This is a genomic window from Paenibacillus sp. NPDC056722, from assembly GCF_042790635.1.
GTDB lineage: Bacteria > Bacillota > Bacilli > Paenibacillales > Paenibacillaceae > Paenibacillus_AQ > Paenibacillus_AQ agri.
Window position 1 is genome coordinate 112,225 of the sequence record NZ_JBHTYV010000011.1, and the last position, 13,939, is coordinate 126,163.

8 protein-coding genes are annotated in these 13,939 nt (G+C 46.7%); all 8 read right to left on the minus strand.

The window, feature by feature from the left end; all coding sequences use genetic code 11:
- Positions 1–76: 76 nt before the first annotated feature.
- Entirely contained in the window at positions 77–2,740 is a 2,664-nt protein-coding gene (locus ACFRAM_RS22445) for a glycoside hydrolase family 38 N-terminal domain-containing protein (protein ID WP_379468243.1), read from the minus strand.
- 793 nt (positions 2,741–3,533) lie between these two features.
- A complete protein-coding gene (locus ACFRAM_RS22450; RefSeq protein ID WP_379468247.1) occupies positions 3,534–5,702 on the minus strand; it encodes a glycosyl hydrolase family 95 catalytic domain-containing protein in 2,169 nt (722 codons plus the stop codon).
- Between the two features lie 80 nt (positions 5,703–5,782).
- Entirely contained in the window at positions 5,783–7,444 is a 1,662-nt protein-coding gene (locus ACFRAM_RS22455) for an extracellular solute-binding protein (RefSeq protein ID WP_379468249.1), read from the minus strand.
- A 122-nt stretch (positions 7,445–7,566) separates the two neighbouring features.
- On the minus strand, positions 7,567–8,457 hold the full coding sequence (locus ACFRAM_RS22460; protein ID WP_379468251.1) for a carbohydrate ABC transporter permease: 891 nt from the start codon (positions 8,455–8,457) through the stop codon (positions 7,567–7,569).
- A 12-nt stretch (positions 8,458–8,469) separates the two neighbouring features.
- Positions 8,470–9,381, minus strand: a complete 912-nt coding sequence (locus ACFRAM_RS22465) for an ABC transporter permease (protein WP_066365077.1) — start codon at positions 9,379–9,381, stop codon at positions 8,470–8,472.
- A gap of 308 nt (positions 9,382–9,689) precedes the next feature.
- Complete coding sequence (locus tag ACFRAM_RS22470; RefSeq protein ID WP_379468254.1) at positions 9,690–10,784, minus strand: GntR family transcriptional regulator; 1,095 nt, start codon at positions 10,782–10,784, stop codon at positions 9,690–9,692.
- Between the two features lie 155 nt (positions 10,785–10,939).
- Complete coding sequence (locus ACFRAM_RS22475) at positions 10,940–12,334, minus strand: allantoinase (RefSeq protein ID WP_379468256.1); 1,395 nt, start codon at positions 12,332–12,334, stop codon at positions 10,940–10,942.
- 34 nt (positions 12,335–12,368) lie between these two features.
- Positions 12,369–13,757 (minus strand): NCS1 family transporter, encoded by a 1,389-nt coding sequence (locus tag ACFRAM_RS22480; RefSeq protein ID WP_379468330.1) that lies wholly within the window; start codon positions 13,755–13,757, stop codon positions 12,369–12,371.
- Between the last annotated feature and the right edge of the window lie 182 nt (positions 13,758–13,939).

The window sequence follows — 13,939 nt, forward strand, 5'->3', positions numbered from 1 at the left end:
AAGGTTTTTTTACATTTACCGATTCTCCAGACAATAGGCTACTCCGGTGAAAATTCGTACTTCGTCTTTCTTAACCCTATGCTTCTAATATAACCAGCAAATGCCGCACTTGCTTGGCACCAAGGTTGATGTGTAACGTGCCTACATCCTGGGTAGCCAATGGATTCAGCTGCTCCTCCAGAACATTGGACTCGTACGCTTCCGCAATCACTCTGCCTGGAAAGCTCAAGCGAGCCTCTGCATTGTCCTCCTTCACATTCCTTACCCGCACAATGATGCCCTTACTTGTCTCCGCCGGTTTCACATCGAAAATGTGCACATGTTCACCCTCAAAGGTGATGAATTGTCCTTCTTCCTCCTGCTTGCAATCCAGAACAGGGGTGGCATAGATTTGTGATACACCTTGAGTGGAAGCTTCAGTAATGGCTGATGGTTCGAACGCACGATAAGTCGACAGCACATAAGTAAAAGAATTAAAACCAGGCTGGCGCGCTCTAAAGTTCGTTTCCCAGTAGTTATTCATAGGCCAAGCCAACAGTAAGGGATTGCCCGACTTGTCAATTTGCTTGTGCTCTCTGCCGAAATTGAAATCCCCTACTTGCACCAAAGGTGCATCGGGGCAAACCAGTGTTACACCATGGTCGCCGTCGAATAGGGAAACGCTTTTGTCCACGGTCACAAAATCTCTGCATACACCCGGCAGCTGCTGCTCATCCAGCTCCACAAGCTGTCCGGCAGTATCGTAGAAGCATCGCCAGTCTCGCAAATTGAGCGGAATCGCGAAATAAGTTCCTTCCGGAGTGGTGATGTCTTGCTTCATATAAGAAACTTTGATCTCAATCTCCGGACGGTAGCTGAATAGCGTGAAGCGCTGCTCCAGATTATCTACTCCAGGCGCATCCCACTGTAGCACCAGTGTTGCATCATTTGTCCCCTGCTCAACGAAACAGTCGAGCAAGCGGGAATACGTCTGCCTTGCGGCAGGCCAGTCGTTATTCCAGCAGCTGATGCTATTATTGCCTTTCTCAACATCCCGCGAAAAAATAGTTTGTCTGCTATTTTCAGCAGCGGTCGTGTCAATCGTCTCCTGAACATATTGGAACAACGTCCACGGACTGGACAAATCAAGCGTTTCCCAGCCGTTTTGCTTGTCATACAAGCTCAGAATTCTTCCCCGAACGGGATCGAATTGTAGCCGGTGATACGGAGACTCAATATGACCGTCTAGTACTTTGATTTCAAATCCCCGATTCATCGCACTAAACGGATCGTTCCATTGCTCCTTGGAGCCGGGAAAAGCTTCAAGATTTGCAGCCTGCTCCGCCTTCTGCAGCTTATCGAACGGAATTTTACGCCAGCTGAACGGCGGCAGTTCAATCACGCCATAGCTCTCTCCGCCAGTAAGACGATCGTTGTTCATAAGCACTTGCCTCATTCTGTCGGCGCTCAGATGCCGTCCAGGCGCTCGAAAGCTTGAAGGAACCCGCAGGTCATGCTTGATTGGAGCCGATGAATAGTTCACAAGCATAATCCCCTCGGGGTCATCCCCCTGAATCGGATTTGCGGTGAGCTGCTCCAGTTGGCTTCCAAGCAAGTAGCCAGTTAGACTATTGCCTTGGTACGCGTAGTGCGCTTTGTGTGCCCATTGAATATCAACATTCAAATGATCGGGATCGGCGATGGCGTTAAATGCCCCCCAGGTGTGTTCGTCGTATAAATGGATTTGCTCCCAAGCTTGCCGTTTGATCACCGGATATCTTCCATCGGCCTCCCCTTGGAAGGCTTCCAGCAGCTCGACCGCCTTCATCCCTTGCTTCGTGCGGCGATTCAGCTTCGTTTCCTTGGCTGCACTGCCGGAACCAAAGTTCCAATAGTCTGTCCAATCCCCGGCATATGTAGGAAGCTCCTCCGTATGCTTGCGTACTCTTGCGTACAGCTGCTCCGGCGTCACGAATGAAATTCGCTGTTCGCGCGACTCGCTATTCCATTGTTTGATGAGGTCTGCCAAATCCTGATCCGGCGGGTTGTTATCGTATAGCGGCAGATTGGTTGCGGTTAAATAGACGAAATCGAATGGATAGTCTGGATTATCCTCGATCTTCTTAAGATATTGGGCAAGACCCTCCGCCATAAGATCTGTGCTTTTATCGTTTACATTACAGATTTGGCTGAACAGTGAATAATGCTCACCGTTGAACGTCAGCAGCTTCCTATGATCAGGCGTCTCCCAGTGGAAAGCGTTCGGCCTTTTGAAGGGAACGGTACCCATATGGATGTTGATTCCCATGATGAAGAACTCTACACCGGCATCAAGCAGCAATTGGCTGTAAGGCCACGGCTGACCATTGACATCATGGTGAATAGCCGTGGTGATATCGATCCCAAATCGGCTGCGCAGCTCCTTGATGGGCTGCAACATACGAGCCGTTTGCTCCGCAGTCACAAGCGGTGTTGTATGCATGAACGAAGCGGAGATACTCATTTGCCCACTGTGCAGATAACGGCGGAACTGCTCAACCTGTTTTTCGGTTGCATCTTCCAGCCACCTCAGTACAGGGTAACCGGATTCACAGGTCCAGCGGAATTTATTCTCCTCTGCCCAATTCTCGGTCGCTTCGCATAATTGCAGGGCCTGATCGATATATTTCTTTTGCAGCTCCAGTAGAATAGGCTGCGCATGAGTATAGCCGATATCCAAATGGCTGTGGTGAAGCACAAGTATTTCTTTAATTTTTGACACAGACTTTCCTCCTGACATGCTAGATTTACTCGTTACTGCGTAGCTATATAGATTGAACTTAGAATTCTTACACGGTGTTAGATCATCATTGCGGAAAACGTTTGGACTTTCGGCCGCTGTTGTCCCCAGATTTCTTTGATTAGACCGCTTCTAGCGGTTGAAATCTGGAGACAGCGTATGCTTCCGGTGCGGGCTTTCCTGTGGAAAGCTTTCAGGCGATCGCTTTCGCTCCTACAGTTCCAAACTTCCCCCTCCATTCCTTCTCGCTATTTGTTGTTTTCTTTTACTCGTCTTATATAGAATTTTTATATCTACATAGAACGAATTCACAAAACAAACATAGCCAAGAAAAAAGAGAGCTTATATAAGAAGGATCAAAGTGTAATTAACGGCATTTTCGTACCTTAAATCCTCTGCAGTTAGGGGTTAGTGGAGATTAAGTGCAATATTGTACCTTAAATCTTCCATAATAGCCCATCGAGCGTGTTTTTTCCAAAATAAGATACAAAAACGCCCTTATTACCCTTATTTACCTATATTAAAGAAAAATAAGGTACAAAAATGCCTTTAGTTGAGGAGATGGCCCTCTTTTTTCACTGTATGGCGACTAGTGAAGGGGAATATACCGCTTCTAGCGGTTGAAATCTGGAGACAGCGTATGCTTCCGATGCGAGCTTTCCTGCGGAAAGCTTTCAGGCGATCGCTTTCGCTCCTACAGTTCCAATCTTCCCCCTTCGTTCCTCCTCGCTTTTTGCTACTTTCTTTTTATTCGTCTTATATAGTAGTTTTATATCTAATGACCCAGCAGCCTATAAGACTTGCCGGCTTCTGTATTAAAAGAAATGATGTTCCCAGACAACTGCCACTCGACTTCCCTTTGCTGATCGCCAGCGCCATCTATTTCTACAATAGAGAACTCCCCGTTTGACCATGGATTCAAGATGCTGCAGATCCTGCCCTTCTCACTAGTAAGGTCAATATGCGTCACCTTTCCTTCCGACAGCTCGCTAGATACAAGAAATGCTCCAACGGCTCTCAGGTTATGGAAACGGGCAGCCTTCTCCTGCGGCCACACCGGGAACAGCTTGATCACCTGCTCATGGCTTTGCAGCAGCATTTCGTTGATAGCAGAAGGTACGCCACTACAGCATTCAATGCCCCCTCCGCCGAAGAAGATGAACAGATTCGGGAAGCTATGCTCCGAGCATTGGCGGCGAAGCTCGCGAAGAATAGTCTCAGGATCATAACCGACACGCGCGGCGGCGGTGAATATGGTTGGAAAGCCGTTATAATCCGTCCAGCGGTTCAACACCGTAATCGTATCCTTGGCAATCTGCAGAAGCTGTGGATCTGAATCTAGACCGATCCCGCCAGCAGGCCAGATATGCTGGATGGCGAGCGTATTGTCTCCCCACCATTCATGTCCTTGCTCCGTTAAGCGGAATATCGTTTTCTCTTCGCGCTCAAACGTCGGATAATCGCTGATATGCTCCAAAATATGAGTCCACTTCTCATGACGATCCCCATCAAGCTGCAATTGCCCAGAAATATCGAGCAGTCCTTTGAATAGCATCCGAATAAGCGCTAATGAAAGAATAGGATTCATATCATCCAGGCCGCGGTCCCAATCCTCATTGTCATGCGACTCTGTATAGGTTCCGACTTCATGAATGGCATCACGATAAATCACGTAACGGCCATCCTCGAAGGTCAGATAATCCTCCCAGAAATTCGCCACCTCAATCAGGAACGGGTACACATAACGGGCATATTCAAAGTCATACGTATAGTAAAACCGCATCAGCATGTTGACTGTACTTAGCGCCGAATTACTCTTTTGTCCCAAAAACATGTGTCCGTTCTCATAAGGCGTATTACATAGTGCTGTAGGCAAACCTTTCGGGCCAATACCAACATCGTAATAGAGCCCTCTACATCCCAAATACTCCTCTGCATACCGACGACCGTTCACCATATACTCCAGCAGCGGTGTATCATACGGTTCGCTCAGCTCAATGTGGTTGGACGAATACACACCCCACCAAGGAGCCTGGTAATTGTAATTCAAATGATAATCTCCCGCCCATTCCGGGTTATCCGTCGTAATCCAATTGCCGAATAAACCCGGCGCGAACTTCTTGTTTCGGCTGCAGCAAGCCATAATATAATGGGAGCCGTACCAGAACTTCTCTAGCAGTTCATCCCCGATTTCAATGGCAGACTTTGCCCAGAACCCGCTCCACCAGTCGGTGTGCTCTGAACGCAGCGAAGCAATCCGCTTCTCGTCGATAAGCCCCGCTCTGCTAATCGACTCCTGTAAGTAGTTGTCCTCATCATGGTTCGTCGCCACGGAGGCAACGATATATTGTTTTGTTCCAGGCTGTAGTTCAAAGGAATGACTTCCTGACGAGCTGCACATAGCAATAGCGCCTTCCGTTGGCCATTCGATGCCTTCACCGGTAAATTTACGTACCGCCCACGCAGTATCGCCATCCTGTCCCTGCTCCGTTTCCGAGCCATTTCCGGTCTGCACCCACAGATCCAGCGTAACGGAAACGGCTTGCTTTTCACTGCTCAGCTCCACGATTAACACATTTTCCAGGGCTGAAATCCAGGAGATCATCTTGACCGACGCTGCCGCTCCATGAAATGTCGATACAATAGTTGCTTCATCCAGTCGCTGCTCGCTATAATACGAAGCATTGGCCAGATCGGGTATATGAACATCAATCCCGCCGAGCAAGCACGGGCTACCATTCGAATACATCAGCTGCGCTTTCCAGAAATCATTTTTCGAGATCCATATGCGCTGCTGTTCAGGCTTTCCGCTAATAGTGACACCGAGATCGCCATTGCCAATGACCGGGCTATCGACGACCTTGTCTGTAGGGACAATTTTCGGAGGCTCCGTAAAGATTCCCTTATACTTCTCCACTCTTTGTTTCCATTCCACAGCTTCCATGTAAGGTTCCACCACCAGTTTTTAATGTTCAAAATCATGCCCGCCCCCCCTAGAAGGAACATAGCGGGCATGATCGCTAATTATTTATTCGCTGCACGTCTTTCCTCATATCTCTTCAACGCATCGTCATAGATCTTAAGAACTTTATCGAGATCGCCTGTTTTCTTAATCTTAGCCTGGAAATCAGCCCATTTATCAAAGCTTTCTTTGCCATTCACGAATTTGTTCTGCATCTCTGCTACATACGTATTTACCGGCGACATGACTGAGGTGATCTGCTCGCGTTCATCATCTGTAAATTCAAGGCTAGGCTCGAAAATCATTGGAGGTACGTAATCATTAGGGAACGGCATATTTTGGAACGCAGTTTCCCATGGTTCTTCAACCAGTTTGCCATCTACAATACCTGAGTCCTTAGGCGCAAAATCAACGAATGCTCTCGTATCAATGGCCATTTGCAGACCAGGACGGTAGGAGCTGCTTGATCTCGTTCCGTATTTATCGCCTTCAATCCATGGGTTCTCCGCATGTTTAATCGAATCCACAAAGGTTGGTTTGCCGCTGGCATCTTTGGTGTAGCTCGTACCTTCAATCCCCCAAGTAATCAGGTTTATAATTTCCGGTTTATATTGCAAATCCAACAGCTTCATTAAATCCTTCACATTCTTAGCCTTCGGACTGACCACCATCACCGCACCCGAGCTAACTCCGACGGAGCTGAAGTCGTTCACACTTTGCCATGCTTTCCCGTATTTCGGATTATCGGGGAATAGCGAAATGACGAACTTCTCCCCTCCCGTTGATGCGCGATTCCAGTCACCCGGGAAGGTAAACCAGTTGGACAGCAAAATGAAGTTCGTGCCGCTCATTGCTTTTTTCTTAATAGCATCGGTTTTATCCGAGAACACCTCAGGATCTAGCAGCTTATCCGCATACAGCTTATTGGCAAACTGCAGCGCTTCCTTATACGATTCTTCGAACGGTCCGTAAACATAATTTTTTCCGTTCCAATAGATGGACGTGCCTCCATTGTGGTTAGCATAAAAGAGTGGATCGAAGGAACCGCTTTGCGTATTCACCGGATAGGAGTTCGGATATTTCTCTTTTAACGTTTTTGCAGCTTCATACAGCTCATCGATCGTGCTTGGAATATTGATACCTTCCTTTTGAAAAATATCATATCGATAGGTTACCGGCGAGTATACGCCCATGCCTTTATCTTTTGCTTGCCTTGGAAGGTCAATATTCCATAATCCATAGAACTGTCCATCTGAGCGGATCGCCTTGATTTTCCCATCGGTCGCTTGGTCGATTAAGCTCATATAGTTAGGCAGAAGGTCTTTATACTCGCTCAGCTCCAGGAACGTGCCCTCTGTTTCATATTGCTTAAAGAGGTCTTTGCTCATGACCATGAACAAATCTGTCGTATCACCGCTCGCCAGCAGCAGCTTGGATTTCTCCTCGTATTCGCCAATCGGGATGTAATTATATTTAATGTCCAATTTCTTACCCGTTAGCGCTTCCATCTGTTTAATCCATTCCTTGTGCACCATAGAATCTTCTATTTTGGCGCCAAAGGAAGGCAAGGTTACAGAAAAGCTTAGCGTTCCAGCTTGCTCCGCAGTGTCACTGTTTCCCGAATTTGTGGAAGTAGCGTTAGAGCTGCATCCTGCCAAGATGGTTCCTACGCTTAATACACCTGCAAGCAATAAAGAAGATAATTTGAAGCGTTGTCTCATCATTACCCCTCCTGAAAACATAGTCATCTTTTTGTCTTCCATTAACAATTACAGGGTACGTGCTATGCCGCTATGCTCAGGTCTCTTTTCTAATAACCACCACTCCTCTCAGCTGCCTCGGAAAATCAACCTTTAACAGCACCAATCATGACACCTTTCACAAAATATTTTTGGAGGAACGGATAGATCACCATGATGGGGAACATCGCAATAACAACAATCGCCATTTGAATATTTTTCGCATTCACATTCATTTGTGCCAGCATCGCTTGCATGACTTCTGTTCCGGTTCCGGAATCGAAGGAAAGGGAGAATAAATATTTTCTTAGGATCAACTGTAATGGATACTTATTCTCGTCCTGAAGATACACCAGTGCTTCAAACCATCCATTCCAGCTGCCAACAATGCCGAATAGAGCAAATGTCGCCAGAAGCGGCTTGGAGAGCGGCAAATAAATTTTGGTTAAGATTTGAATATCGTTAGCCCCATCAATAACAGCGGATTCGCGCAAATCGGCTGGTATGGATTGATAAAAGGACCTGAACAAAAATACATTAAACGCAGATACACAGCCGGGGATAATCATGATCCAATAGGTATCAAGCAAATGAAGACTCCGTGCGAGCAAATAAGAAGGAATCAAGCCGCCACTAAAGAACATCGTAATGACCAGAAAGATCGAAAGAAATTTTTTGGCCATGAAGTCCGGGAGCGTCAGCGGATACGCCATTAATGAGGTAAAAGTCAGCATGAACAAGGTGGAACCCAGTGCATATATAATGGAATGCGCGTAGCCCGAATACAGAAATGGGTCCTGGAAAATATATTTGTAACCGCCTACATTAAAGCCCTTCGGAAAAATCGTAATATCCCCTCTAAGAATAGGTTCAGAACTGCTTAAAGAAACTGCAATGACGTGCAAGAATGGATATAGCATGACCACACATAGCAGCAGCATCAACAAAATATTGAACACGTCAAATATTTTTGAACCAACACTTTCTTTACCTACCATGTCCAGCACCCCCTACCAAATACTTGTGTCTGATACTTTACGGCTTAACATGTTTGCTCCTATGAGCAAGATAAATGCAACCAAGGACTGGAAGAGCCCAATGGCGGTCGTATATTCAAATCTTGACCCCATAATCCCTTCACGGTAAAGATAGGTCCCAATAACATCCGCAACCTCATAGGTGTCCGGGTTATACAGCATAAGGATTTTCTGAAAATCCGTACCCAAAATCCCGCTAAGGGACAAAATAAGCAAAATAATCGTCGTTGGTTTGATATGCGGCCAGTTAATATTTCGCACCTTCTGCCAGCGATTTGCACCGTCAATACTCGCAACATCATATAGCGTAGGATCAACACTGCTTAATGCCGCCAGGTACAAGATTGTACCAAAACCGATCCCCTGCCATATGTTTGAACTGATAAATATGGTCCTGAACCATTCAGGCTCTGACAGAAACACAATCGGATCGACGCCGAACCAACCTGCAATTTTGTTAAACAACCCTTCTCTCTCGGTAAAGGTCCGAAGAATACCCACAATAATGACCGTGGAAATAAAGTGCGGCAAGTAGGATATGGTCTGTACCGCTTTTTTGAATTTAGGAAACCTTAATTCGTTGAATAGCAAGGCCAGAATGATCGGGGCGGGAAATCCCCATAACAAGGAGTAGATACCTAACAATATGGTGTTCTTAAGTACCCTCATTGCCATAGGATCTTGAAAGAATAAAATGAAGTACTTAAACCCTACCCATTCACTGCCCCACATCCCTCGAACCGCACTATACTTTTTGAAGGCGATCTGTATCCCGTACATTGGAAAGTAACTAAACACCAGTACAACCAAAAATCCAGGCAATACCATTAAAAATAAGTAACGTTGCTTCCAAAATCGTTTGAAAAACTTGTGTGAAGTTACCATCTCTGCTTTCCCCCTTCAAAAACTTGGCACTTAAAGCTTCTCTAGAAAAAGCAATGTTACCGCTTACAACAAAGAATACAACCATTGAATATCTGTGTCAATATATGATTTTTATTTAGATTATAAATGATACAATAAATGATACAGAGGCTATATCAAAACTCTAATTTCACTGATTGCTATCCAATTAAGAATCGAAAAAAGCGACCTCATTGAAAGTCCGTAACGGAATTTCAACAAAGCCGCTATCAAATTTGTGCCAAATGTTCATTTGGATACAAGCTGACCTTTCAAGATTATAAAAACATTCAGGTGCCTATCGAGCGAACAGTCTCTCCGATATAAATGTTGGATTTGCATACTTGTCCGTAAAACAACTGATCTTCGTTGCCATCAATCATGTTCAGCAATAACCCGGCAGCACATTGTCCCATTTCATAAAAAGGCTGTGTGATTCCAGTTACATTTAATTTGATTCTGCGGTTTAAATTTTCTGCATCATAGGTGACGAGCGATACATCCTCAGGTACGCGAACATTCATACTTTGTAACGAACGGAGGGCTGCCTCAGCAATTTGATCATTTGCAGTAAATACAGCCGTGAACGACATTTCTTTCATTTTTCTCTCTAGAACTTCACAATAATGGTCAAATTCATCAGAGAAATCCTCATACTTGGTGGGAATAAACACTTCGAATTCATGCGAATACGGCAGTCCTGAGTCAACAATTGCCTGCTTGAAGCCCATAAGCCGTTCATTGATCGTGCTTATATTACTATTTTTAATAAATAGCATTTGCCTATGTCCTTGTTCGATGAGCAGCTTGGTCAGGTTGTAAGCGCCTGCAATATTATCGCTGGTTACATACGGAATGCTGGTATTGTAGACTACCCGATCCAAGCTTATGTATTTGATCCCGTGATCCTGAAGCAAGGAAAAAATCCGATTATTAATCTCTTCATGCCCTTCGCTCATAAAGGGACTTAGGATCACCCCTTCTACCTTTCTTTCGACTGCCCCTCGTACGAGGGATTCCAGCTTTTCAAGATTTCGGTCATCACTTGAACTTAGCAGCTGGTAGCCTCGTAGAAACAAGGCATCTTCCACTCCCCGCAGTGCAGTCGCCCAGATCGGATTATCGATGCCGAACACAAAAGCAGCCACCAGACGCGTACCACCTTGCAAAATCTCCTTCTCTTTATTCATGAAGGTTCCTCTGCGACTATCCCGGATAAGCCACCCTTCCTCCGTGAGCTCCTTGATCGCCTTTTCAATCGTATTCACACTAGACTCATAATATTGGGCGAACTCGCGGCTGGATGGCAGCCTGTAGCCCTCAGTCCACTCTCCGCTTATCAGCCTTTGCTTGATATCCTCTTTGATAACCGAGTACTTAGCCACAGCTTCATTCTCCTCATGTAATCTTATCATTCACTGTACCCTTCGCCCCAATCTGTGTCAAGTTTCTTGATACAAGAAAACAAAATCCACAACCTCGTCTGAAGTTGTGGATGGATAAGAAAGCGATGAATATGACGCTCTGCATGTCAATGCGATCAACCCATTATATCTACTAATTGCGTTCCCTCCGGTTTCTGCCATTGACCGTTCTTACCTATGCCCTCGTTCTCCAGCACACGCCCATCTTGTACAACAACCTTACCACGCACGATCGTTCCGACAATGCTACTTGGGAAAGTATGCCCCATGTACAGACTTTGCTTATGTTTGGCGTAGTAATTGTCTTCAGTTACGGTAAATGGTGTATCCAGGCCGATAATCGCCAGATCGGCGTCCATGCCTACGGCAATCTTGCCTTTGCGATCTGCAAGGTCAAAGCGCTCGGCAGGAGCGGAAGCGGTCATACGGGCGATCTGTTCCAGTGGAATATGGTTCGTCTGAGACAATTCCAGTGCAGCCAGCAGCGTAAACTGCCCGCCGCTAATGCCGCCCCACGCCTGAAACAAATTGAAATCCTTAGGGTCTTTCATGTCATATGGACACGGCGAGTGGTCCGAGGTCAGCATGTCGAACTTGCCTGCAGCGACCAGTTCAATCAGCTTCTTCTGCTCAGAGGCTTCACGCAGTGGGGGCGCACATTTGGCGATGCTGCCCCGTTCGCGAAGAGCGTCATGATTAAATAGCAGATAGTGCGCACATGTCTCTACGGTTACATTCATTCCGCGGCTTTTCGCATCCTCTATCTTGCCCACCGCTGCCTCAGAACTGATATGCACGAAGTGCAGTGCACAACCGGTGATCTCTGCATAATACAGCGCCCGCTCAACCGCTTCGACTTCAGCAAGGATCGGTCGTGTCGCCAGATAATCATCGGCACTTACACAGCCTGCCTGTTCCTTCTCCGCCTTGAGCCAATTCGTGATCGCCGCACTCTCCGCATGCAACGCCAGCACTTTGCCCAGCTTGGCGATCTTCTTCATTCCGCTGAGCAGCGTCATCTCATCTACGGCTTCGAACTCTTTGTTACCTGTCGTAGACAGAAATGCCTTAAATCCGATAACACCAGACTTCGCAAGCGGCGCAAGATCGTCTTCATTCCCTGGCACAAGCCCGCCCCACAAACCGAAGTCCACGACTGACTTCTCATTGCCAAGCCTTGCTTTATCCAGCAGCGCTTCACAGTTAACCGTCGAAGGAATTCCGTTCAGCGGCATATCGAAGAAGGTTGTACATCCTCCTGCCGCCATCATCGATGATCCAGTAGAGAACCCCTCCCAATGCTCACGCCCCGGCTCACTGAAATGAACATGAACATCAATCATCCCCGGCATAACGACCTGACCCGCTGCATTCCACTCGTGACGGGCTGAGGCAGCCAGCCCCGATGTAATTACTTTGATCTTGCCATCCTTGATGCCGATGTCAACCTGCTCTACACCTGTCGGGAGTACAACTACTCCATTACGGACGATTAGATCCATCTGTTCCATCGTGATTCGCTCCTTTGTATTGTCCTTGTTCCATCTATTCGAAAATCGTGCCGCGCTTGAAGGCCGAGCCTTTGAATGCATATTTCGTCAGCAAGAAGTATGAGAGCCCTGCCACGATAAAGCCGACGATCCAGCCGAGGTCTACTTCTATGAATGCCGCAGCAGCGCCAAGCGTCATGGCGAGGATTGCGCTTGGATTGTAACCAGCAAAGCTGCCGTTCTCCCGATATAACTCAGCGACATCCACCTTCTGACGACGCAGGATATAGAATTCAACCAACAGAATCGCAACGATCGGCCCTAGGAATGCCGAGTAGATCAAGACGAACATGTTCAGACCATGCGCTGAAGAGTCTTTCACCAGCACCCACGGGAAGGAGCAAAGCGCCAGCAAACCCGTGATCGCTACTGCAGGTTTGTACTTTAGTTTCGTAACAAAAGAGATAACGTATGCGGGAGGAACAATATTCGCCACCATGTTAACTGCAATAACACCGATCACGATAAACGCGGATACACCAACGGTGATATACGAATTGTTGACAACAATAGCGAACGCCTTGACCGGGTTCGAGATCCCTGTTGCCGCTGCCATCATCGCACCGATTGTCAGTACGAAGCCGTAGGCGACCGTAATCGGGCTGAAGTACAGGAAGCTTCGTTTCCCATCACTGATCCCTGGCTTCAGTTCGCGGGAGTAGTCTGCTGCACTCAGGAATATTGCAGCGTAGTTACCCAGAAAAACCATGATAAAGGAGAAGAACGGCAGGCCCCATGTCCCCTTCGCATGGACCCAGTTATGCATGATAGCATCACTGTGTGAATTCACCAACAGTCCGAATACATAGATTAGCGCGAGTACGATTACGATTGATGCGAGCGTCTCCACCCACTTAATCGCGTGAAACCCATATAGCGAAAGGCCGATCTGGACAAGCTGCAAAGCAATAAAACAAACTGGAATACTGTCAAAGCTGCCGCCTGTGACGACCTTGACAATCTCATTGAGCGCCGTTGCGCCAACCCAGCTCTGGAAACCGTACCAGATAATCGCCGGTATGCCCCGAAGGAAGGAGGAGATGATCGCTCCCTTGGTGCCAAACGACATCCGAAGCTGTACGACATACGGGACGCCTGTACGATAGCCGAAGCGATCATTGAGTGCGAAGATGACTGAGATGAGCCCGATGGCGATGATCGCAGCTACAAAAGTCTGCACGAGATTCAAGTTAGCAACGCCGGCAGCGATAAGGCTCGCACCAAGTGTCATATTCCCTAGATTGACACCATCACCGATCCACATAAACATGTAAGAGATAACCCCTACTTTCCGATCCTTTTCTTGCTTCGGTCGAAGGGACTCGTCAACATACATCTCTTCTTTCAATTGCGACTGCTCCTGAATGTGACCCGCCAAATCCATAGACATCTCCGCTCACTCCCTTTTTTCTGGTTCGTCATCTAATAGGTTATATAACATAACTTTATTATGTTATATTTCCTTACTCAATCTTTATATTCTTCATTTTATCATCTATTTTTTATAAATCATCAGCAAAATCGTAGATTATCTTTCAATCCATTGGTGAATATGCACAAAATAAA

What these genes read in the sequence shown, in the direction of transcription:
- ACFRAM_RS22450 (WP_379468247.1), bottom strand. Translation starts at nt 5,702, where the DNA reads ATGGAAGCTGTGGAATGGAAACAAAGAGTGGAGAAGTATAAGGGAATC.
- ACFRAM_RS22455 (WP_379468249.1), bottom strand. Translation starts at nt 7,444, where the DNA reads ATGATGAGACAACGCTTCAAATTATCTTCTTTATTGCTTGCAGGTGTA.
- ACFRAM_RS22460 (WP_379468251.1), bottom strand. Translation starts at nt 8,457, where the DNA reads ATGGTAGGTAAAGAAAGTGTTGGTTCAAAAATATTTGACGTGTTCAAT.
- ACFRAM_RS22465 (WP_066365077.1), bottom strand. Translation starts at nt 9,381, where the DNA reads ATGGTAACTTCACACAAGTTTTTCAAACGATTTTGGAAGCAACGTTAC.
- ACFRAM_RS22475 (WP_379468256.1), bottom strand. Translation starts at nt 12,334, where the DNA reads ATGGAACAGATGGATCTAATCGTCCGTAATGGAGTAGTTGTACTCCCG.
- ACFRAM_RS22480 (WP_379468330.1), bottom strand. Translation starts at nt 13,757, where the DNA reads ATGGATTTGGCGGGTCACATTCAGGAGCAGTCGCAATTGAAAGAAGAG.